General features: G+C 68.2%; 16 protein-coding genes. 11 read left to right on the top strand and 5 right to left on the bottom strand.

Annotation, left to right across the window (positions count from 1 at the left end; translation table 11 throughout):
• Positions 1–100: 100 nt before the first annotated feature.
• From ACFVTE_RS08795 to ACFVTE_RS08785, 3 genes are all read right to left on the bottom strand, one after another.
• Entirely contained in the window at positions 101–1,291 is a 1,191-nt protein-coding gene (locus ACFVTE_RS08795; RefSeq protein WP_387099226.1) for an AI-2E family transporter, read from the bottom strand.
• An 82-nt stretch (positions 1,292–1,373) separates the two neighbouring features.
• Complete coding sequence (locus ACFVTE_RS08790) at positions 1,374–2,054, bottom strand: FadR/GntR family transcriptional regulator (RefSeq protein WP_387099224.1); 681 nt, start codon at positions 2,052–2,054, stop codon at positions 1,374–1,376.
• 6 nt (positions 2,055–2,060) lie between these two features.
• On the bottom strand, positions 2,061–3,329 hold the full coding sequence (locus ACFVTE_RS08785; RefSeq protein WP_387099222.1) for an MFS transporter: 1,269 nt from the start codon (positions 3,327–3,329) through the stop codon (positions 2,061–2,063).
• A 141-nt stretch (positions 3,330–3,470) separates the two neighbouring features.
• Between ACFVTE_RS08785 and ACFVTE_RS08780 the strand changes: the two genes are divergently transcribed.
• From ACFVTE_RS08780 to ACFVTE_RS08765, 4 genes are read left to right on the top strand one after another with little or no spacing between them, the layout of a single operon-like run.
• Positions 3,471–5,114 (top strand): CHAD domain-containing protein, encoded by a 1,644-nt coding sequence (locus tag ACFVTE_RS08780; RefSeq protein WP_387099220.1) that lies wholly within the window; start codon positions 3,471–3,473, stop codon positions 5,112–5,114.
• An 11-nt stretch (positions 5,115–5,125) separates the two neighbouring features.
• Positions 5,126–7,864 (top strand): PEP/pyruvate-binding domain-containing protein, encoded by a 2,739-nt coding sequence (locus tag ACFVTE_RS08775; protein ID WP_387099218.1) that lies wholly within the window; start codon positions 5,126–5,128, stop codon positions 7,862–7,864.
• A gap of 22 nt (positions 7,865–7,886) precedes the next feature.
• Complete coding sequence (locus ACFVTE_RS08770) at positions 7,887–8,153, top strand: YciI family protein (protein ID WP_387099216.1); 267 nt, start codon at positions 7,887–7,889, stop codon at positions 8,151–8,153.
• A gap of 48 nt (positions 8,154–8,201) precedes the next feature.
• Positions 8,202–8,885: an alpha/beta hydrolase gene (locus ACFVTE_RS08765; RefSeq protein ID WP_387099215.1), complete on the top strand. Its 684-nt coding sequence runs from the start codon at positions 8,202–8,204 to the stop codon at positions 8,883–8,885.
• 103 nt (positions 8,886–8,988) lie between these two features.
• On the opposite strand, the gene ACFVTE_RS08760 is transcribed toward ACFVTE_RS08765, so the two are convergent.
• The gene (locus ACFVTE_RS08760; RefSeq protein ID WP_387099213.1) at positions 8,989–10,425 is read right to left on the bottom strand and encodes a PucR family transcriptional regulator; all 1,437 of its coding nucleotides are present in this window, start codon (positions 10,423–10,425) and stop codon (positions 8,989–8,991) included.
• A gap of 142 nt (positions 10,426–10,567) precedes the next feature.
• On the opposite strand from ACFVTE_RS08760, the gene ACFVTE_RS08755 reads away from it, so the two are divergent.
• The 3 genes from ACFVTE_RS08755 (at position 10,568) to ACFVTE_RS08745 (ending at position 14,567) form a co-directional block, all read left to right on the top strand.
• Complete coding sequence (locus ACFVTE_RS08755; protein WP_387099211.1) at positions 10,568–11,998, top strand: aminobutyraldehyde dehydrogenase; 1,431 nt, start codon at positions 10,568–10,570, stop codon at positions 11,996–11,998.
• Positions 11,999–12,043: 45 nt separating this feature from the next.
• On the top strand, positions 12,044–13,399 hold the full coding sequence (gene gabT, locus ACFVTE_RS08750) for a 4-aminobutyrate--2-oxoglutarate transaminase (protein ID WP_387099209.1): 1,356 nt from the start codon (positions 12,044–12,046) through the stop codon (positions 13,397–13,399).
• Between the two features lie 301 nt (positions 13,400–13,700).
• Positions 13,701–14,567: a universal stress protein gene (locus tag ACFVTE_RS08745; protein ID WP_387099207.1), complete on the top strand. Its 867-nt coding sequence runs from the start codon at positions 13,701–13,703 to the stop codon at positions 14,565–14,567.
• 115 nt (positions 14,568–14,682) lie between these two features.
• On the opposite strand, the gene rarD is transcribed toward ACFVTE_RS08745, so the two are convergent.
• The gene (gene rarD / locus ACFVTE_RS08740; RefSeq protein WP_387099205.1) at positions 14,683–15,732 is read right to left on the bottom strand and encodes an EamA family transporter RarD; all 1,050 of its coding nucleotides are present in this window, start codon (positions 15,730–15,732) and stop codon (positions 14,683–14,685) included.
• Between the two features lie 115 nt (positions 15,733–15,847).
• Here rarD and ACFVTE_RS08735 point away from each other — a divergent pair, with 115 nt between their 5' ends.
• The 4 genes from ACFVTE_RS08735 to ACFVTE_RS08720 all read left to right on the top strand — a co-directional run bounded on the left by ACFVTE_RS08735 (position 15,848) and on the right by ACFVTE_RS08720 (position 21,728).
• On the top strand, positions 15,848–16,846 hold the full coding sequence (locus tag ACFVTE_RS08735) for a DNA topoisomerase IB (protein ID WP_387099203.1): 999 nt from the start codon (positions 15,848–15,850) through the stop codon (positions 16,844–16,846).
• Positions 16,847–16,983: 137 nt separating this feature from the next.
• Complete coding sequence (locus ACFVTE_RS08730) at positions 16,984–18,420, top strand: FAD-dependent oxidoreductase (protein ID WP_387099201.1); 1,437 nt, start codon at positions 16,984–16,986, stop codon at positions 18,418–18,420.
• A 164-nt stretch (positions 18,421–18,584) separates the two neighbouring features.
• Positions 18,585–19,961: a GAF domain-containing protein gene (locus tag ACFVTE_RS08725; protein WP_387099199.1), complete on the top strand. Its 1,377-nt coding sequence runs from the start codon at positions 18,585–18,587 to the stop codon at positions 19,959–19,961.
• Between the two features lie 243 nt (positions 19,962–20,204).
• A complete protein-coding gene (locus ACFVTE_RS08720) occupies positions 20,205–21,728 on the top strand; it encodes an aldehyde dehydrogenase family protein (RefSeq protein WP_387099197.1) in 1,524 nt (507 codons plus the stop codon).
• The last annotated feature ends 32 nt before the right edge of the window (positions 21,729–21,760 follow it).

Below are 21,760 nucleotides of genomic sequence, written 5' to 3'. Positions count from 1 at the left end.
GGTTCTCGTGTGGGGTTTTGTTAATACCCCTGCCGGGCGGGGGGGCACCAAAGTGCCCGGCCGCCGTCGTGCCCGGTTTACCTCCGCTGAATCGGTGTGCCTATGTGGGCTGGCTGTCCACCGGCGGCAGGTCCGGGTTCATGTCCTGGAGGTGCGGGTCCTCGGCGGTCCACACCTGGATGATGGCCCACGTGACGGCTGCCAGCGGAACGGACAGGACGGCGCCGATGATCCCCGCCAGGATGGTGCCGGCCGTCAGGGCCATGAGGATGACCAGGGCGTGGAGCTGCAACGACTTGCCCATGACGATCGGCTGCAGCAGGTCGCCTTCGAGCTGGTTCACCGCGATGACCACGGCCACCACGATCAGGGCCACCACCGGACCGTTGGCGACGAGGGCCACCAGGGCGGCGAGGATTCCGGCAACGGTGGCTCCGACCAGGGGAATGAAGGCGCCGAGGAAGACGATGATGGCCAGCGGGATGGCCAGTGGCACTTGCAGAATGAGCAGCGCGGCACCGATGGCCACAGTATCCACCAGCGCCACGATGGCCGTGCCGCGGACATAGCCGCCCAGAACCTCGAGCGTCCGCTTGCCCACCCGCCGCAGCCTGGCCTCCCGCTCCCCGGAGAAGGGCCGCAGGAGAAAGTTCCAGATCCTGGCGCCGTCCTTGAGGAAGAAGAACAGGATCACCACCATGAGGCTCGCGCCGGCCAGGAACTCCGTCACCACGGACAGGCCGGTGATGGCGCCCGACCGGACCTGGCTGCTCGTGGCGAACTGGACGGCGCCCTCCCTGGCCTGGTTCAGCTGCTCTCGGTCGATGGGAACCGGGCCGGAAAGGAGGAAGCTCTCGAGTTCGTCGAGCCCCTCGGAGGCCTGCTGGACCAGCTCGCCCCACTGGCTGCGGACGGAGAAATAGATGACGGTGCCCACGCCTGCCAGCAGGAGCAGCAGGGCCACGAATGCCACGGCCGTGGCTGCCCCGCCGGGCAGTCCGCGGCGCCGCAGCAGGTTGACGAACGGCCCGATGGCGGCGGCCAGGATCAGTGCGATCAGCACCGGAATGACCAGCAGCCGGACCTGCAAAAGGCAGTAGATGGACACCGCCGCCACGGCAAGGACCAGCAGCACCTGGGCGCACCGGATCCCGACCCGTCCCAGGTTGTCGGACCACAGTTCACGGGGCGGCTTGTGCCCTGGCTGCGGGGGCGCCTGGCGGGGTGCAGGCGGGCCGGACGCGGACTCTTGGGGTGGATCCTGCTCGGACAGGCGGGCTGTTCGGGCCATCGGAACTCCTACTCATCAGGTCAATCAGTCGACTGGCTTGATTGGTAAGCCTACTGACGTTTCCTGTTGAGGCGAAAGCCCGTTATTCGCCGAGCCACTCCGCGCAGGAGTTGAGGTTCCGGAGCACACTTGCCACGGCGGCGTCGCCGTCGTGCGCTTCGATGGCGTCCACGAGCTCGCCGTGGCCCGCATCCGGCAGGCCGTTGAAACCGGCGCGACGGTGCTGCTTCAGAAGATCTGCGTGGAAAACGTCGCCGAAGCTGACGTAGAGCTCGTGCAGGAGGGGATTGCCCGAGGCATGCGCCACCCGCTCGTGAAAGCCCCAGTCGGCGAGGGCCCAGCGCGCGAAGTCCTTGGCGTGCCAGGCGTCCCCGCGTTCGGTCAGCAGCGCGCGCATGGCGGCGACGTCGTCGGCCGTTGCATGCCGCGCGGCGAGGCGGGCCGCTTGCGTGTCCAGCCCCACGCGGACCTCGAGGACGTGCACGTCCGTGTGTTCCTTGTAGAGCCGGCGGGCGGCACCGGAGATTTCGCTGGTGGCGCGGACATAGGTTCCGTCGCCGCGGCGGACCTCGAGCATCCCGCTGTGGGCCAATGCCTTGACCGCCTCCCGGAGCGTCCCGCGGGACACGCCCAGCCCGGACATGAGCTCGGTTTCGGAGGGGATGCGCTGCTGCAGCGGCCACTCGCCGGTCTGGATCATCCCGCGGAGTTTCGCGGTGACTTCGTCCGCCAGCGGCGGGCGGTGCGACGTGCTCAGGGTCATGGCGTCCTATTCTTTCATTCCGTCGGCGCCGGTTCCGGCAGTGCCCGTGCCGTTGGCGCGCACTCCGGCAGCCCGGCCGCTGCTGAGCAGGTGTGCCACGACAATCTGCACCAGGGCGATGACCAGGAGCAGGGCAATCGGCAGCGTCCAGCTTCCCGTCGCGCTGTGCAGCAGGCCCATGCCGAACGGCCCGACGGTGGCCAGGAGGTAACCGGTGGACTGCGCCAGCGTGGACAGGGCCGTGGTCTCGGCGGTGTTCCGGCCGCTGCGGCTGATGATCACCATCACCAGGGGGAAGATGCCCAGGCCGAAGCCCAGCAGCACCGCCGGGATGACGGCCAGCGAGACGGGAAGGGCAAGAAGTGCGGCAATGCCGGCCGTCATGGTCAGGGTAGCCAGGTAGACGGCGGGACGCAGCATCCGCGGCCGGGAACCGATGGCGATCAGCGTCATGCCCGCAGGGACCGAGACCAGCTGCATGACGCCGAACATGAGGGCGCTGTCCGCCGGGCTGAGGCCCATGGTGGTGAGCATGTACGGGAACCAGCTGAGCAGCGCATAGGCGAGCAGTGCCTGCAGGGTGAAGATGCCGGTGAGCAGCAGCCCGGTCTTGGTGCGCAGCAGCGGCCACGGGGAGACATGTCCGGCAGCCTTCCGGACGGTGTTGCGGTGGGCGTGCAGCGTCACGGGCAGGAAGCCCAGGAATGCGGAGAGTGCGAGGATCCCGATGGTGCCCAGCCCGGCCGACGGCGACCCCAGCTGCTGCGACAGCGGAACCACCACAACCGCCATGACGGTGGCGCCGCTGGTCATGGTCACTGTGTAGACGGCCGTCATGAGCGAGGTGCGGGCGGCGAAGTGCTCCCGGATGAAGGACGGCATGGAGACGTTACAGACGGCCAGGCCGGACATCCCCACCACCGTGCCCGCCACCAGCATGCCGGTGGTGGGAATGCCGCGGACCAGCAGCCCGGCCGCCAGCATCCCGAGTGAGAGCAGGATGGCCTTCTCGACGCCGAGCTTCCCGGTCAGCCACGACGTCGCGGCTCCGGCGACCGCGAAGCACAGCGTGGGAATGGACGGGATGAGCGAGGCGACCAGCGGCCCGTAGCCCAGAACCTGCTGCAAATCGTGCAGCAGCGCCGAGGCTCCGGTGATGCCCGCCCTCAGGTTCAGGCCGATGAGGACCAGGGCAATGACGCCGGCGACGACGGCGGTGCGCGGCTTGGCCGGGTAGGTGGCAGCGGTCGGGGGTGCTGAAGAGGTAGTCGCCATGCCTTAACGTTAGACGTTTGACGTTTGATGTCTAGAACTTTGTGGGGAAACTCTCGCGGGCCCACCGGCCCGGGCATAGACTCAGGCCAGCAGGCGCATCGCGCGCAGCAACCCGGCAATGGGAAAGGACGCCGCCCAGCCATGACTGCCGAAGGCCTTGAAACGGAGAAGAAGTACGACGTCGACCCCGGCACGGTACTGCCCGACCTTGCCGCTATCGCCGGTGTGGGCAGTGTAGGTGAACCACACGAAGCCGAACTTGAAGCCGTCTATTTCGACACGGAGGACCTGGTTCTCGCCTCCCGCCGCATCACCCTGCGGCGCAGGAGCGGTGGAGCCGACGCTGGCTGGCATGTAAAGCTGCCGCCGGATCCCGCATCCTCGCCGGAGGAGGCGCCGGGATCCCGCCGGGAGATTCACGCCCCGCTGGGGCAGGCCGACGTCGTTCCCCAGAAGCTGCTGGCCCACCTGCACGCCTACCTGCGCGGATCGGATCCCAAGCCTGTGGCCCGCCTGAACACCCGGCGCACCATCCACGGGCTCTACGGGGACGACGGCGTGCACCTCGCCGACTTTGCCGATGACACCGTGGAAGCCGAGCTTCTCCTGGACGGGGGCGATGAACCTGCAGGCCAGAAGCAGCAGTGGCGCGAGTGGGAACTCGAGCTGGTTCACGGCCAGCCGGAGGTCTTCAAGGCAGCAGAAGTGGTACTGGCAGCGGCCGGTGCGCAGCCTTCAGCACACGAGTCCAAGCTGCGGCGCGCGCTGGGGGCGGCGGCGCCAAAAGCCCCCGGCACTGCTGAACCTGAAGGCACGGCAGCAACTGATGTCGCGGCAAAGCAGCCCGGCGGCAGAAAACCGGGCAAGAAATGGCCAGTGTCCGCCGTCGTAAGCGCATACCTGGCCGGGCAGATCAGCGAAATCCTGGTCAACGACGCCCGGGTGCGGCTGGAGGAGCCGGACGCGGTCCATGCGATGCGCTCGGCCACCCGCCGCGTGCGGTCGGCCCTCGCGGTCTACCGGAAACTCTATGGCAAGGGCGCCGTGGGCCGGCTGCGCGACGAGCTCAGATGGCTGGGCGGGATCCTCGGCACCCCCCGCGACGCCGAAGTAATGCAGGACCGGTTGCGGACCCATGCGGACAAGCTTCCGCCGGGGGAGGGGACCGACGTCGTGAGACAGCGGATCGAGCGGGAGCTGGGCACCCGGCTGGACGCCGGTTACCGCAAGGCGCAGGAGGTGCTCCTGACCGACCGCTACTTCCGCCTCCTCGACGACCTCGAAGATTTCCGCGACCACCCGCCCGTCCGCCAGGCCGCCTCGGCACCCGCACGCAAGGCCGGGCGCAAGCTGGTGGGCAAGTCCGCCAAACGGCTGCGCCGCTCCCACAAGTCGGCTTTGCAGGTCAAGGACGGCGTTGGTGAAAAGCCCGGCCTGGAGCTCAAGGATGCCACGGCGCACGAAACCGCTCTGCACCAGGTGAGGAAGGACGCCAAGCGGCTGCGGCATGCCGCTGAGACGGTGGACCCCGTCTTCGGCCGGCGCGCCGCCAAACTGGCCAAAGCGGCGCACAAACAGCAGACGATCCTCGGCGACCACCACGACAGTGTGATGGCGCGAATTTTCCTTGGGAAGCTCGCCGGCGGCCCCGACCTGCCGGAACCGGTTGACGCGGCCTACGGCTCGCTCCTGGAGCGGGAGCAGAAGGTAGCTGCCAAGGCCGAAGCCAAGTACCGCAAGGCGCACCGGAAATCCCGGAAGGCCATCCGGCGCGGAGTGGGATAGCGGACCGGCCGGTGGATGAGCATAAGGACCGGCGTCCATCGCCCCGGGATCCATCACGCCCGGACGACACAGTCATCGGCCTGGCCGGGGTGGACGCGAACATGGTGCCTGAAGTGGGCGGCAAGGCTGCTAACCTCGGTGTCCTCCTGGCGGCCGGATTGCCGGTCCCGCGCGGCTTCTGCGTCACCACCGCGGCCTACCGGCGGGCCGCCGCAGCAGCAGGAGTGGAGCCTTCCGCGCCGGCGAAGCAGTCCCGCAGCAGGCTGGCGTCGGCTTCATTGCCCGAGGGCGACGTCGACGCCATCCTCGCCGCCTACGCTGATCTGGGCGAGGACACGCCCGTGGCCGTGCGTTCCTCCGCCACCGCAGAGGACCTCCCCGAAGCCAGCTTCGCCGGCCAGTTGGACACGTACCTCAATGTCGCCGGTCCCGACGCGCTGCTGGACGCGGTCCGCAGCTGCTGGGCTTCCCTGTGGACGGACCGGGCCGTGGCCTACCGCGCCGATCACGGGATTGACCAGCGCTCGGTAGGGATCGCCGTCGTGGTCCAGGAGATGGTGGACGCGGACGTGGCCGGAGTGCTGTTCACTGCGAACCCGCTGACCGGGCGGCGGAAGGAAACCGTGATCGACGCCGCGCCCGGTCTTGGCGAGGCGCTGGTCAGCGGGGCTGTTAACCCGGATCATTTCCGGGTCGACGCCGCCACCGGGGAGATCCTCGAGCGCAGCCTGGGCGACAAACTCATCGAAAGCCGGCCCGCGCCGGGCGGCGGGACCCGGCTGGTGCACCGGCGGGACGCCGCTGGGCAGGATGGCGTTGGGCAGGACGGTTTGCGGCAGGCCTGCCTGACGGATGAACAGGTCCGCTCCCTGGCCAGGATCGGGACCCGGGTGGAGGAGCTCTACGGGGAGCCGCAGGACCTGGAGTGGGCCATCGAGCCGGACGGCGGGATCCGGGTGGTGCAGTCCCGTCCGATCACCACGCTGTTTCCGCTGCCCGAGGCTGACAACAACGACGGCGGCACCCGGGCTTACCTGTGCGCCAGCCTGCTGCAGGGGCTGACCCGGCCGCTGACACCGATGGGGCTGTCGTCCTTCACGCTGATGAGCGACAGCTACCGGTCAGCCGGCGGCGGACCGGCCGCCTACCGTTCCGCCCAGATCGGGATGCGCATGTTTGTGGATGTCACGTCCCTGCTGCGGAGCAAGGGCGGGAGGCGCAGCCTTCAGCGAGCCATGAAGGTGGCTGATGCCAGGTCCGTGGATGTGCTGGCGTATCTGGCCGCCGACCCCCGGTTCGCACTGACCGCGGCACCGCCCAGGCTGGCGTCGCTGAAAGCGGGGCTGCGGGCATCGCCGCCGTTTGGCCTGCTTGGGCAGGTCCTGCGGGCGATGGTCAATCCCACTGCCGCGCTGGAGCGGGTCAGCGAGGCGGACCATGAGATGGACCGGATGCTGGTGCTGCAGGAGCCGGCCTCCGGCGCCCGGCGGCTGGACTTCGTGGAACGCGTCCTCACCAAAGAGATCACGCCCGCCGTGATGAGGGTCCTGCCGCCGGCAGCCGCCGGGTATATCTGGCTGGGCCTGGCGCGGCTGCTGCTGGGCCGGCTGGTGCAGCGCGGCGAACTGCAGGCCGTACTGCGCGGCCTGCCGCACAATGTGACCACTGAGATGGACCTGGAGCTCTGGCGGACCGCCACTTCAATCCGGGAGGACCCGGAGACAGTCCGCGCACTGACCGGAGAAGACCCGCAGGTGCTCGCCGGCCGCTACGCCGAAGGAACGTTGCCCGCCGCCTGCCAAGGTGCGCTGTGCGGCTTCCTCGCCAAGTACGGGCACCGCGCAGTGGCCGAAATTGATCTCGGTGTTCCCCGGTGGGGCGAGGATCCTGCCCACATCATCAACGTCCTGGCCAACTACCTGAAGCTGGCCGACCCGGAGCTCGCACCGGACCGGCTCTTCCGGCGGGCGGCAGACAAGGCCGAGGCCAAGGTTGCCGAGCTGGCGGCGCGCGCAGCCCGGTCCAGGGGCAGGCGGTACGGCCTGATCGTTGCCCACAGCCTGCGGCGTGCACGCGAAACCGCCGGCATGCGTGAATACCCCAAGTTCCGCCTGATAACGGCCTTCGCCGTCCTCCGGGGCCAGCTCCAGCAGGTGGGCGGGGAACTCGCAGACGCGGGTGGGATTGCGGCGCCGGACGACGTGTTCTTCCTGGACCTCACTGAAGCGCGCGTGGCATTGCGCGGCGCGGACCTGCGTGGACCCGTCGCCGCTCGGCGCCGGAGCTACCAGCGTGAAATGCTGCGCCGGCGCATTCCCCGCCTGCTGCTTTCCGACGGCACCGATGTCGAGGCTGCCATGGCCGGACAGGCCCATGCGGCGTCGTCTGCGGACGGCCGGCTGCCGCCGGGAACCCTCACGGGGGCGCCGGCCTCGGCCGGCACCGTCACCGGCAAAGCCAGGGTCATCCTGGACCCGGCGGGCGCGCACCTGGAGCCGGGCGAAATCCTCGTCGCCCCGTCAACGGACCCTGGATGGACGCCGCTGTTCATGACCGCCGGGGCGCTGGTCATGGAAATGGGCGGACCCATTTCCCACGGTGCGGTGGTGGCGCGCGAATACGGGATTCCCGCCGTCGTCGGTGTTCCAGACGCAACCGTACGGATACGAACAGGGGACACCGTCACCGTGGATGGTGCCGCGGGGACGGTTGTGCTGGACACCTCCCGTAAGTCCGACGGCGGCCGGTAGGATCGCGTCCATGGAATTCGTCGTGTTGTACAGCCTGCGCGCGGGCGTCGACCGCTCGCGCGTGATGGAGACATACCCCCGCCACAAGGCCTACTACGAGGTGTTCCGCGAAAGCGGCGGCGGGCTCATCGCACTCGGCCCGTTCCAGGCCCCTGACCCGGCCGGCTCATCGATGGGCATCTTCACGTCGCGCGAGGACGCCGAACGCTTCATCGCCGGCGACCCGTTCACCACCGAGGGGCTGGCGGAGCCGCGGATCCTCGACTGGAACGCTGTGCGGTTCGAGTAGGCGCATGGGTCCTCAAGGGCCTCACTGACACGCGGCATAGGAGGGCAGGTGGGCACTTTCGTTCTTGTCCCGGGCGCCGGGGGAATGGGTTGGTACTGGCACCGGCTGGTTCCGGAACTGGAACGGCTGGGGCACGAGGCCATTGCGGTGGATATCCGAGAGGACGATCCCGGCCTCGGACTGCAGGACTACGCCGATATCGTCGTCGCGGCTGTCGGTGATCACCGGCATGTGGTCCTCGTGGGCCAGTCCCTGGGCGCCTTCACGGTCCCGGTTGTCGCGGCGAGGGTGCCGGTGGAGCTCATTGTCCTGCTGAACCCGATGGTCCCGCTTCCCGGTGAGACGCCCGGCGAGTGGTGGGAGGCCACCGGGCAGCCACAGGCCTTGGAACTCAATGACAGGCTGAACGGGCGCAGCGGTGATTTTGATGAGCGTGTGCACTTCCTGCACGACGTTCCCCCGGAGGTAGTTGCCGCAGGCGCCGGCGAGCAGCGCGCCCCGTCCGGTACGCCGTTCGGGCAGCCCTGCGGGATCGACCGCTGGCCCGACGTCCCCACCAGGGTCCTGATCGGCCGCGATGACCGGTTCTTCCCCCTGGACTTTCAACGGCGTGTGGTCCGGACCCGGCTGGGCCTGGAAATTGACGAAATCCCGGGCGGACACCTGGTGGCCTTGAGCAACCCGGTTGAACTCGCCAGCCGGCTGGACGGCTATGCCCGCGGCTCCGCTTGACCGGGCTTGCCTGCTTGACCGGGCTGGCCCGCCTGACCGGGCTGGACGGCTATGCCCGCGGCTCCGCTTGACCGGGCTGGCCCGCTCGGGCGGAAACCCAGGCTCAGCCGGCGTGCCGCGCGCCCAGCCTGGCAACCGCCAGGGCCAGCCACAGCTGCACCCGGTCGGCGGTGACCGAGGGGTCGTAGCCGGTGAGCTCGGTGATCTGCGCCAGCCGGTAGCGGACCGTGTTCCGGTGCAGCGTCAGGGCCTCGGCAACGGCGGCAACTGAGCCGTTGTTGTTCAGGTAGCTCTCCAGCGTGGCCATCAGCTCGGCGCCGTGGGCGGCGTCGAAGCTGCGGAGCGGGTCGAGTGATTCGTTGGCCATGTCCGCCAGCGGCACGTCCTCACTGGCCAGGAGCAGGGAGGTCAGGCTGAGCCGTTCGGGCTCGTTCACCGGCAGCCCGTGGCTGGCGGCGTCGCGCGCCTCGAAGTAGCTCCAGCGCAGGCCGTTCGGCTTGGTGTACGCACCGCCGATGCCGATCGTGGCGTGGATGCCGGCCTCGGCGAGGTGGTCGCTGAGGCTCCGGGCCATGGCCGTGGCGCCGCGTCCATCGTCGGGCACCACCGTCACCAGGTCCTTTCCGACGACGGCGGTTACCGCGTTCTCCAGCGCCTGCGGCAGTGAGGAGCTGACCAGCTGCTTGTGGTGCGCCTCGGAGCCGGCCAGAATCACCACGTTCTTGCGCGTGCTGTTGATGCCCGTCCCGGCCAGGCGGCGCTGGGCCTCGCTGGGCTCCAGGGTTCCATGAATGACGTCCTCCAGGACCTGCCCGCAAAGCGCGCGCTCGGCCTGGCGCTGCTTGACCATGTTGTTGAGCTCCACGCTGATGAGGTTCTGCGCGTAGCCGATGATGCCGGAATCCTCGAACGGCTGCTTCACCCAGAGGGTGCAGGCATCGCGGCGGCCGGTGGGGATGGGGTAGGTGGTCCAGGAGTCCGCGGACGGCGGTTCGCTGCCGCTGTTGTAGAGCTGGGCGGTGAACTGGGTGAGCGCGATCTCGGTGCGCAGCATGCCGCCCAGGTGCCGCAGGAGCTCGGCCAGGCCGCCGCCGGTCAGCAGCGCGCGGGCCAGGATCTGGTGCCCGGCGATCAGCCGCTCAAGCTTGGAATAGTGGTCTGCGGACTGTGCGTCGGCCACGAGCTTGCTGATGGCGATGAACGGGGTGCCGTACGGCACTTCTACCACCGGCAGACCCCAGCGGTTCGCCTCCGCGATCAAAGCCGGCGGAACGGCGTCGTGTGAGAGCCCCACGCCGAAGCCGATGCCCACGGCGCCGGCGCGCTGGACCTGGCGCACAAAGCGGCGCTGTTCGGGCGCACTCTTCATCCGCAGCCCGGTGGTCAGCACTAGTTCGCCGCCGTTGAGGAAGCGCTGCGGGTCCTCCAGTTCGGTGACCGCAACCCAGCGGATGTCCTGGTGCGAAGTGGTCTCCGCGAGGCTGGATTTCTTGAGTCCCAGAGACTGCACGGCCAGCAGCGCCGCGAGGGAAATTGCCATGGGTCAAGGGTAGCCGGAGGCTGGCCGATCGCACTAAAGCACCGGTTCAAGGGTGTGCAGGTGGCTATTCCCCGCTGTGGGTGGCTGGAATAGGCTCGAGTCAGCCGCATCACACCATTCAGGACGAAAGAGGTTGTACACCGTGGTTCAAACCTTGCAGAACTTCATCAACGGAGAGTTCGTCACGCCTGCGGGCACGGGCCTGATCGACATCGTGAACCCCGTGACCGGCGACGTCGTGGCCAAGTCTCCCGTCTCCGTCGAGGCCGACGTCGACGCCGCCATGGCCGCCGCCAAGGACGCCTTCAAGTCCTGGAAGCACGTGACCCCCGGCCAGCGGCAGCTCATGCTGCTCAAGCTCGCCGACGCCATCGAGGCCAACAGCGACGAACTCGTCGATGCCCAGCACCGCAACACCGGCCAGGTCCGCTCCCTGATCGCGTCCGAGGAAGTGGCCGCCGGCGCCGACCAGCTGCGCTTCTTCGCCGGTGCCGCCCGCATCCTAGAAGGCAAGTCCGCCGGCGAGTACTTCGAGGGGCACACCTCCTTCGTCCGCCGCGAGCCGATCGGCGTCGTGGCCCAGGTGGCCCCGTGGAACTACCCGTTCCTGATGGCCATCTGGAAGATCGGCCCCGCGCTCGCGGCCGGCAACACCGTGGTCCTGAAGCCGTCCGACACGACGCCCGAATCCACCCTGGTCCTGGCGCGCCTGGCCGCGGATATCCTGCCGGCCGGCGTCCTGAACGTCATCCTCGGCACCGGTGAAACCGGTGCGCTGATGGTGGAGCACAAGGTCCCGGGCCTCGTGTCCATCACCGGTTCCGTCCGCGCCGGCATCGCCGTCGCCTCGGGCGCCGCGAAGGGCCTCAAGCGCGCGCACCTGGAACTGGGCGGCAAGGCCCCGGCCATCGTCTTCAAGGACGCCGACATCAAGAAGAGCGCCGCGGCCATCGCCGAGTTCGCATTCTTTAACGCCGGCCAGGACTGCACGGCCATCACCCGCGTGCTGGCTGAGGACTCGGTGCATGATGACCTCGTCGCAGCCATGGTGGAACACACCAAGACCCTGCACACCGGTTCCCAGAACGACGAGGACAACTACTTCGGCCCTCTGAACAACGTCAACCACTTCAAGGCGGTCAGCGCCGTCGTCGATTCGCTGCCGGCGCACTGCACGATCGAAACCGGCGGCCACCGGGCCGGCGAGAAGGGCTACTTCTTCGAGCCCACCATCATCACCGGCGCCAAGCAGTCGGACGACATCGTGCAGAAGGAAACCTTCGGCCCCGTCATTACCGTGCAGAAGTTCAGCACGGAGGCCGAGGCAGTGGAGCTGGCCAACGACGTCGAATACGCCCTGGCGTCCAGCGTCTGGACCAGCGACCACGGCACGGCCATGCGCCTCAGCCGCGACCTTGACTTCGGCGCGGTCTGGATCAACACGCACATCCTCCTCACCGCAGAAATGCCCCACGGCGGCTTCAAACAGTCCGGCTACGGCAAGGACCTCTCCATGTACGGCGTCGAGGACTACACGCGCATCAAGCACGTCATGTCCGCACTTGACGCCTGAACCTCTCCGCACCCGCGCCCCCTCCGCAGTAAAGAAAGAAACACCATGACCACCACTGCCAACGAAATCACCTACCGCCTTGAGCAGAAGCGCCGCGTCCAGGCCGACTTCCCGGGCCCCAAGTCCGTGGCCCTGACCGAACGCCGCAAGGCAGTGGTCGCGGCCGGCGTCGCCTCCAGCGTTCCGGTCTACGTCGCAGATGCCGACGGCGGCATCATCCACGACGTGGACGGCAACTCGTTCATCGACCTCGGCTCGGGCATTGCGGTGACCAGCGTCGGGGCGTCCGATCCCGCCGTCGTCGGTGCCGTGAAGGAGGCCGTGGAGCACTTCACCCACACCTGCTTCATGGTTACCCCCTACGAGGGCTACGTCGCGGTCGCCGAGCAGCTGAACAAGCTCACCCCGGGCACCCACGAGAAGCGCACCGTCCTCTTCAACTCGGGCGCCGAGGCCGTGGAAAACGCCATCAAGGTGGCCCGCCTGGCCACCGGCCGGGACGCCGTCGTCGCCTTTGACCACGCCTACCACGGCCGCACCAACCTGACCATGGCGCTGACCGCCAAGGCCATGCCGTACAAGACCAACTTCGGCCCGTTCGCGCCGGAGGTCTACCGCATGCCGATGAGCTACCCGTTCCGTGAGGAAAACCCGGAGATCACCGGTGCCGAGGCCGCCAAGCGCGCCATCACCGCGATCGAGAAGCAGATCGGCGGCGACCAGGTGGCCGCGATCATCATCGAGCCGATCCAGGGCGAGGGCGGCTTCATTGTTCCGGCCGAAGGCTTCCTGCCGGCGCTGTCCGCCTGGGCCAAGGAAAAGGGCATCGTCTTCATCGCCGATGAGGTCCAGTCCGGCTTCTGCCGCACCGGCGAATGGTTCGCCGTGGACCACGAAGGCATCGTTCCGGACATCATCACCATGGCCAAGGGCATCGCCGGCGGCATGCCGCTGTCCGCCATCACCGGCCGCGCCGACCTGCTCGACGCCGTCCACCCGGGCGGCCTCGGCGGCACCTACGGCGGCAACCCGGTGGCCTGCGCCGCAGCTCTGGCCTCCATCGGTTCCATGCAGGAATACGACCTCAACGCCCGCGCCAAGCATATGGAGGAACTTTCCTTCGGCAAGCTGCGCGAGGTGGCCTCTGAAGTTTCCGTCATCGGCGACATCCGTGGCCGCGGTGCCATGCTGGCCATCGAGCTGGTCCAGGCTGGTTCCAAGGAGCCGAATCCGGAGCTGACCAAGGCCGTTGCCGCCGCCTGCCTCAAAGAAGGCGTCATCATCCTCACCTGCGGAACCTACGGCAACGTCATCCGCCTGCTGCCCCCGCTGGTCATCAGCGACGAGCTGCTGCTGGACGGCCTGGAGGTGCTCGCCGCGGCCATCAAGGCCAACGCTTAGCCTCCCACCTAGCGCGAACGTACAGTTGTGGCCCCGCAACGGACTCAAAATAGGGCCACAACTGTACGTTCGCGCTGAACGCACGGACGTACGACGACGGCGGGCCGGGTACCAAAAGGTGCCCGGCTCGCCGTCGTTGTTGCCGCCGTCGTGCTCCCTTGGTGTTCCGGACCGCCGGCTTCCCATCCACAAGCGGCAGTGCCGCGGTAGAGTCATCCTCACCACTGCACTTCACGCCGCAGGCCGGTGAGCGCTGCCGGAAACCGGGGATCGGTCTGCACTACCCAAAGAGGGGTTTCGCATGCGATACGTAGTCGGTTACACACCCACCGAGCGCGGCGCGGACGCCGTCGCCCTGGCCACGTCGCTGGCCCTGGCCCAGGGCGCCGAACTGGATCTGGTCTATGTGGTGAAGCCGAGCATGCCGTACTTGGCCCTGAACCCGGAGGGCAGCCGGGTCAGTGCCGCGGAGCAGGAGGTGCTGACGGCCGAACGGGAGGGCCTGGCCCTGGTTCCGGAGGGCTTGCCCGCGAAATTCCATGTGCGGGAGGCCGATTCCTTCGCCGGCGGGCTCATCGACGCGGCGGTGGAATATGACGCCGGGCTCATCGTTGTGGGCGCAGCCAGCACAGGCCTCTTCAAACGCTATACGGTGGGGTCAGTGGCCAATGCGCTGCTGCACGCCTCGCCGGTCCCGGTGGCACTTGCGCCCCGCGGCTACCAGCGGACGGCGCCCGTCACCCGGCTGACGCTGGCCGTGGGGCAGCGGGCCGGCGCCGAGGCCGCCCTCGAGACCGCCATCCGGGCGGCGAAGCGGAGGGGAGTGCCGCTGCGGCTGGTGTCGCTGGTGGAACTCGACGCCGCCGGTGATGCCGGGGAGGCCATCAACGCCGCGCACATCCATGCGAACACGGTCCTGACGGCTGCATCGGGGAAGGTCCCGGCCGGCCACGAGGTCGGTGTGGCCGTGGCCCACGGCCGCACCATCGAGGAAGCCATCGACGGGCTCGAATGGGACGACGGCGAGATCCTCATCGTGGGCTCCTCGCGCCTGGCCGAGAAGAACCGCATGTTCCTGGGCAGCACCGCCAACAAGGTGCTGCGGGCCCTGCCGGTGCCGATGGTGGTGGTGCCGCGCGACTATGACCGTGCTGACTCGGCCCCCTAAGCGCGGCCTGCCACCTGAGCGCGAACGGACAGTCGTGGCCCTTTCCTGAGCGCGAACGGACAGTTGTGGCCCTTCCTTGAGCGCGAATGGACAGTTGTGGCCCTTCCGCGGGGGCTTAAGTGTCCGCTCGCGCTTCCCTGCGGGCGAGCCGCTTTGCCGCCGAGCTCTTGCGCGTCGCGGCCAGCATGTCCGCGGTGAGCACCAGCAGGGCAAGCCACACGACGCCGAAGCCGATCCACCGGGCCAGCGTCATGGCCTCGCCGAACACCACCAGGGCAACGATGAACTGCAGCACCGGTGCAAAGTACTGCAGCAGCCCGATGGTGGTCATGGGCAGCCGGCGGGCAGAGGCGCCGAAGAACACCAGAGGCACGGCCGTGATGACGCCCGACGCCAGGAGCAGCCAGAAATGCCCGGCGCCGTGTGTGGTCAGAGAGGCAGTGCCGGTCACCGCGAGGACAATCATCGTTGCCGCGGCCAGGGGAGTGAGGACGATGGTCTCCACGGTGAGGCTGGTGACGGCGTCGGCGCGCGGGCCCACCCGCTTCTTCACGAAGCCGTACAGGCCGAAACTGACGGCCAGAGTCAACGCGATCCACGGCAGTTTCCCGTAGGACACAGTAAGCACGCCGACGGCGATGAAACCGATTGCGACGGCGGCCCACTGCAGCGGCCGGAGCGTCTCCTTGAGGACGAACACGCCGAGGAGGACGGACACCAGCGGGTTAATGAAATAGCCAAGCGAGGTCTCAACCGCCTGTCCCGTGGTGACGCCGTAGGTGTACGTCAGCCAGTTCACCGCAATGAGGCCCGCCGCGGCCGCCAGGGTCCAGAACACGGAGCGGTTCCGCAGCGCAGCACCCAGAACGCGCCATGCCCTCGTCACCGTGATCAGAAGGGCGCAGAAGATCAGGGACCAGACCACCCGGTTTGCCACGATTTCCACAGCGCTGGCCGGTTGCAGAACGAAGAAGTACAGCGGAAGCAGCCCCCAGAGGCCGTAAGCGCCGATGCCGAACAGCATTCCCGCCGTCGTCTCTTTGTCCACCGCCTTGGGTGCGCCGGACACGCCGGGGCTGGTCACACCAGACGCTGCGGCGCCGGACGTTGGGGCAGTCGGAACAGCTGAGGAGACGTATCCGTCGGGGTTAGGCACAAGACCCATAACACCATGTTGAGGAGCGGTATTCCGCCTGCCACGGGACATTGTTTGACTGCCGAAGCAAATTAGTCAGTAGGCTTGCCATTATGAGTACGACTCACCGCAGGGCGACGGTCCGATGAGGCTCCGCCACAGCAACGCTTCCGGCCGCGGGTACCGGCGGGTGCGGGCCGGCACCGGGTTCAGCTACCGGGACCTGGACGGTTCCACGCTGCCGCCCGGTCCGGTCCGGGACCGGCTGGAGAGCATCGGCATTCCGCCTGCCTGGACGGACGTGTGGATAGCGCCGTTTGAGAACGGGCACATCCAGGCGACGGGGCTGGATGCCGTGGGCCGCCGGCAGTACATCTACCATCCGGAATGGCGCCAACGGAAAGACCGGGTGAAATTCGACCGCGCGCTCCAGCTCGCCGAGTCGCTGCCCACCGCCCGCCGGCTGGTCACCATGGATCTGAGGTCCGACGGCGTCACCCGCCAGCGCGTTTTGGCCGCGGCTTTCAGGATGCTGGACAGCGGCTCCCTGCGGGTGGGTTCGGAGCGGTACACGAACGAAAACGGCAGCCACGGGCTCGCCACACTGCTCTGCGCCCACGTCCGCGTCCGCAAGGAGTGCCTGTACCTCAGTTTCCCGGCCAAGAGCGGAAAAACCTGGGAGTCACGCATCGACGACCCGGACCTCGCACCGCTGGCCCAGGCCCTCAAACGGCGCGGCGGCAACGCGCGGCTGTTGGCCTACAAGAACGGCCGGGCGTGGCACCCCGTCACCAGCGCCGACATCAACAGTTACGTCAAGGAGCGCACGGGCGACGACTTCACGGCGAAGGATTTCCGGACCCTCCGGGGCACGGCCGCGGCCGCCGTCAGCCTGGCCCGGAGCGGGCCGCAGAAAACAGAGGCGAAGAGGAAACGGGCCATCAGCGTCGCCATGATGGAGGCGGCGGCGGTACTGGGGAACACGCCGTCGATCGCGCGCAAGAGCTACGTGGACCCCCGGCTGCTGGACCACTTCGCCGCCGGCGAGACCATCGATCCCAAGCGGCTGGACTCGGCGGAGTCGGAACTGCGGGCACTGCTGTACCGGGAGGGCGACGTGGTTGCCCTGCGCAAGAGCAGCTGACGGGTGCCGGCGCTGTGGCCGCAGGCCGTCACGGACCGCCGTGTGCCGTCGCGGGTGGGACGCCCGGCCGGGCGGACAATTAGAATTGAAAACTGCGCGCCGGTGGGGCGCGGTCTCCCGTTCCGGAAGGGCTTACGGTGTCCAACACAGCTGAATCCACGGCCAAGCGCCCGCTCCGCGTCGCGATCGTCGGCGCAGGACCCGCAGGCGTCTACGCCGCGGACATCCTGACCAAGTCCAACGAGGTCAAGGACGGCGACTTTGAGGTCAGCATCGACCTCTTCGAGGCCTACCCGGCACCGTACGGCCTGATCCGCTACGGCGTGGCTCCGGACCACCCGCGCATCAAGGGCATCGTCAACGCCCTGCACAAGGTCCTGGACCGCGGCGACATCCGGTTCCTGGGCAATGTCACCTATGGCCGGGACCTGACAATGCACGACTTCCGCGCCTTCTATGACGCCGTCATCTTCTCCACCGGCGCCATCAAGGATGCCGACATGGAGATCCCCGGCATCGGCCTCGAGGGCTCCTTCGGCGCCGCCGACTTCGTGTCCTGGTACGACGGGCACCCGGACGTTTCCCGCGAATGGCCGCTGGACGCCAAGGAAATCGCGGTCATCGGCAACGGCAACGTGGCTCTTGACGTGGCGCGGATGCTGGTCAAGCACGCCGACGAGCTCCTTGTCACCGAGATCCCGGACAACGTTTACCGGGGCCTGAAGAACTCGCCGGTCACCGACGTCCACGTCTTCGGCCGCCGCGGCCCCGCCCAGGTGAAGTTCACCCCGCTGGAGCTCCGCGAACTCAGCCACGCCCGCGACGTCGACATCGTCCTGTACCCGGAGGACTTCGAGTTCGACGAGGCCTCCGACGACGCGATCCGGAGCAACAACCAGACCAAGACCATGGTGAACACCATGACCAACTGGCTGGTCGAGGAGCACGCCGAGGCTGAGCAGCCGTCGTCGCGCCGCCTGCACCTGCATTTCCTGCACAGCCCGGTGGAGATTTACGACGACGGCGGGTCCGGCAAGGTTGCCGGCATCAAGTTCGAGCGCATGCAGCTGGACGGCACCGGCAACGTCAAGGGCACGGGGGAGTTCATCGACTACCCGGTGCAGGCCGTCTACCGCGCCATCGGCTACCACGGCTCCGCGCTCGACGAACTGGAATACGACGCGAAGCGCGGGGTCATCCCCAACGAGGGCGGCCGGGTCCTGGACGCCGACGGGAATCCTGTCCCCGGCATCTACACCACGGGCTGGATCAAGCGCGGTCCGGTCGGCCTGATCGGGCACACGAAGGGCGACGCCCTGGAAACCATCGGCTTCCTCCTCGAGGACCGGCTCACCCTGCCGCCGGCCCAGAACCCCGACCCGCAGGCGATTATCGACCTGCTCGAGGAGCGCGGCATCGAGTACACCACGTGGGAAGGCTGGAACAAGCTGAACGCCCACGAGGCAGCGCTCGGAGCATCCTGGACGGAGGCCGCAGAGGCCGACGGCGGTGTGGTGCGCGAACGCATCAAGGTGGTGCCGCGCGAGGAGATGATCCAGATCTCCCGCGGCTAGAGGCAACCGTCACCCCGGCTGACGAGTTTTTGTCCAGATAATGGTCGTTTGCCACGTTTCAAACCCCATTATCTGGACAAAAACTCCAACCAGGAGGGGCCTACTGCCGGCGCGGCCGCTCGACTAGACTTTTGCGGGCAAGCGTTTGGGCGAGTGGGAGTTCGATGAAGAACCTGATCCAGCCGGCGGCACCTGAAACCAAAGACTCGGTGCTGGTGCAGCGCCGCGCCCTGGCCGGCCACGAATTCCTGGGCAGCCACGCGCAGACCGAAGCGTTTCCCGATGCCGAGGAAATCCCCGGGCTGCGCCGCCTGATCCGCGAATCCTGGCAGCGGTCCGCCAAGCTGCGGGCCAACCCGGACAACCCCGAGGCGCCGCTGGCCATCGCCCCGGACGAGCTGGAGGAATACCGCCGCCAGCACCCGCTCGCAGCCATCATGCCCGTCATCCAGAAGCTCCTCATCCGGCCCAGCCACGACAGCGGCCTGCTGGTTGCCGTCGGCGACGAGGTGGGCAGGCTGCTCTGGGTGGAAGGCGATACCGGCGCCCGCAGCCGTGCCGAGGGCATGATGTTCGTTCCCGGCGCCGACTGGTCGGAGGCGACCGTGGGGACCAGCGCCCCCGGGACCGCCCTCGCGCTGGGCCGCGGCATCCAGATTTCCGGCGCCGAGCACTACAAACGGTCCGTCCACCCATGGAGCTGCACGGCGGTGCCGTTCCAGGATCCCGACTCCGGCGCGCTGCTGGGGGTCGTGGACATCACGGGCACCGAGGCGGCCGTGGCGCCCCACACCCTCTCCCTGGTCGAGGCCACCGTGGCGGCGGCCCAAGCCCAGCTGCGCGTGGAACGCCTGCAGCTCGCGGCAGCCCAGGAACGGACCAAAGCACGACGGCGGCACCCGGGTTCCGGGGCGGCCGGCGGTTCCGCGCGGGAAGGCAGCCTGTACCGCAACAGCCTGCAGTTGCTGGGCCGCGATCAGGCGCTGCTCAGCATCGAGGGCCGCAGTGTGGTGCTGTCCGCCCGGCACAGCGAGATCCTGGCCCTGCTCAGCACCCGCCCGGACGGCCTCAGTGCCGAGGAACTGAGCGTCCTCCTGTACCCGGGCGACGGCTCCACGATCACCCTGCGCGCCGAGATGGTGCGACTCCGGAAGGTCCTGCAGCAGCTGAACCCCGCCTCGGTGCCGGAGTCGCGGCCCTACCGGCTGGCCATGGACCTCCTGCCGGACAGCAGCCAGGTGCTCACCTGCCTGCAGCGCGGCGCCCACCGAATCGCCCTGGACATCTACCGCGGCGCCGTGCTGCCCCGCTCGGAGGCGCCCGGCGTCGTCGAGCTTCGGAACCGCGTGTCCGCGCTGCTGCGCGAGGCCGTCCTGACGGACGGCAGCGCGGAGTCGCTGCTCAAGTACGCGGAGCTGCCGGAGGCGGCGGACGACGCCGGCGTCCGCCGTGCCGCCCTGAAGCTCCTGCCGCCGCGCTCACCCAAGCGGGCCGCCGTCGTCGCCGACCTGGAGCGGCTGGAAGCCGAACTGGGCGCTTAGTCCCCACCTGCCCCCTAACCTCGCAAGCTCGGCCAGGGAACCCGGCAGGCGTGGCCCCACCCACCTGCCCCCTAACCTCGCAAGCTCGGCCAGGGAACCCGGCAGGCGTGGCCCCACCCACCTGCCTGCAGTGACCTGAGTCATACAGTTGCAACCTGGCTGCAACCTGCCCTCTCCTACGCTCGATGCATCGGCGATCACCAACACTTATCGCCACCATGTTGCAGAGCAAAGGAGCTAGCAATGACCGTTTACGCACAGCCCGGCACCGAAGGTTCGAAGGTCACGTTCAAGGACCGCTACGAGAACTGGATCGGCGGCGAGTGGGTTGCTCCCGTGAAGGGCCAGTACTTCGAGAACATCACCCCGGTCACCGGCAAACCGTTCTGCGAGGTGGCCCGCGGCACCGCCGAGGACATCGAACTCGCCCTCGACGCCGCGCACAAGGTCGCTCCCTCCTGGGGCCGGACGTCGGTGGCCGAGCGGGCCGCGGTGCTGAACAAGATCGCCGACCGGATCGACGCCAACGTCGAGCTCCTCGCCGTCGCCGAGACCTGGGACAACGGCAAGCCGGTCCGCGAGACGCTCAACGCGGACATCCCCTTGGCTGCCGACCACTTCCGCTACTTCGCTTCCGCCGTCCGGGCCCAGGAGGGCCGGCTGTCGCAGCTCGACGACGACACCACCGCCTACCACTTCCACGAACCGCTCGGCGTCGTCGGCCAGATCATCCCGTGGAACTTCCCCATCCTGATGGCCGTCTGGAAGCTGGCACCGGCGCTCGCGGCGGGCAACGCCGTCGTCCTCAAGCCCGCGGAACAGACACCGACGTCCATCCTGGTCCTGATGGAACTGATCAGCGACCTGCTGCCGGCCGGCGTGGTCAACGTGGTCAACGGCTTCGGCGTCGAGGCCGGCAAGCCGCTGGCCTCCAGCCCGCGGATCCGCAAGATCGCCTTCACCGGCGAGACCACCACCGGCCGGCTGATCAGCCAGTACGCCAGCCAGAACCTGATCCCCGTGACGCTGGAACTCGGCGGCAAGAGCCCGAACATCTTCTTCAACGACGTCGCCGAATCCAACGACGCGTTCTACGACAAGGCACTGGAAGGGTTTGCGCTGTTCGCGTTCAACCAGGGCGAAGTCTGCACCTGCCCGTCCCGGGCCTTGGTCCAGGAGGACATCTACGACTCCTTCATGGCCGACGCGCTGGCGCGGACCGAGAAGATCATCCAGGGCAACCCCCTGGACACCGAAACCCAGATCGGAGCGCAGGCCTCCAACGACCAGCTGGAAAAGATCCTCTCCTACATCGACATCGGAAAGCAGGAAGGCGCCAAGGCGCTCACCGGCGGCGCCCGCGCCGAACTGTCCGGGGACCTGGCCGGCGGCTACTACGTCCAGCCCACGATCTTCGAGGGCCACAACCGGATGCGCATCTTCCAGGAGGAGATCTTCGGCCCCGTGGTGTCCGTGACCCGTTTCAGCGACTACAACGACGCCATGGGCATCGCCAACGACACACTCTACGGCCTCGGCGCCGGCGTCTGGTCCCGTAACGGCAACGTCGCGTACCGGGCAGGCCGCGAGATCCAGGCCGGCCGCGTCTGGGTCAACAACTACCACGCCTACCCGGCCGGCGCCGCGTTCGGCGGCTACAAGTCCTCCGGCATCGGGCGTGAGAACCACGCCATGATGCTGGACCACTACCAGCAGACCAAAAACCTCCTGGTCAGCTACAGCGAAAACAAGCTCGGCTTCTTCTAGGGATAGGGCCCCCAGCACCACCCTTACCGCAG

This window comes from Arthrobacter sp. NPDC058097, from assembly GCF_042884885.1.
Lineage (GTDB): Bacteria > Actinomycetota > Actinomycetes > Actinomycetales > Micrococcaceae > Arthrobacter.
The sequence above is the reverse complement of the archived record's forward strand: the minus strand, read 5'-3'. Positions and strand labels throughout refer to the sequence as shown.

What these genes read in the sequence shown, in the direction of transcription:
- ACFVTE_RS08795 (WP_387099226.1), bottom strand. Translation starts at nt 1,291, where the DNA reads ATGGCCCGAACAGCCCGCCTGTCCGAGCAGGATCCACCCCAAGAGTCC.
- ACFVTE_RS08790 (WP_387099224.1), bottom strand. Translation starts at nt 2,054, where the DNA reads ATGACCCTGAGCACGTCGCACCGCCCGCCGCTGGCGGACGAAGTCACC.
- ACFVTE_RS08785 (WP_387099222.1), bottom strand. Translation starts at nt 3,329, where the DNA reads ATGGCGACTACCTCTTCAGCACCCCCGACCGCTGCCACCTACCCGGCC.
- ACFVTE_RS08780 (WP_387099220.1), top strand. Translation starts at nt 3,471, where the DNA reads ATGACTGCCGAAGGCCTTGAAACGGAGAAGAAGTACGACGTCGACCCC.
- ACFVTE_RS08760 (WP_387099213.1), bottom strand. Translation starts at nt 10,425, where the DNA reads ATGGCAATTTCCCTCGCGGCGCTGCTGGCCGTGCAGTCTCTGGGACTC.
- gabT (WP_387099209.1), top strand. Translation starts at nt 12,044, where the DNA reads ATGACCACCACTGCCAACGAAATCACCTACCGCCTTGAGCAGAAGCGC.
- ACFVTE_RS08745 (WP_387099207.1), top strand. Translation starts at nt 13,701, where the DNA reads ATGCGATACGTAGTCGGTTACACACCCACCGAGCGCGGCGCGGACGCC.
- rarD (WP_387099205.1), bottom strand. Translation starts at nt 15,732, where the DNA reads ATGGGTCTTGTGCCTAACCCCGACGGATACGTCTCCTCAGCTGTTCCG.
- ACFVTE_RS08735 (WP_387099203.1), top strand. Translation starts at nt 15,848, where the DNA reads ATGAGGCTCCGCCACAGCAACGCTTCCGGCCGCGGGTACCGGCGGGTG.
- ACFVTE_RS08725 (WP_387099199.1), top strand. Translation starts at nt 18,585, where the DNA reads ATGAAGAACCTGATCCAGCCGGCGGCACCTGAAACCAAAGACTCGGTG.
- ACFVTE_RS08720 (WP_387099197.1), top strand. Translation starts at nt 20,205, where the DNA reads ATGACCGTTTACGCACAGCCCGGCACCGAAGGTTCGAAGGTCACGTTC.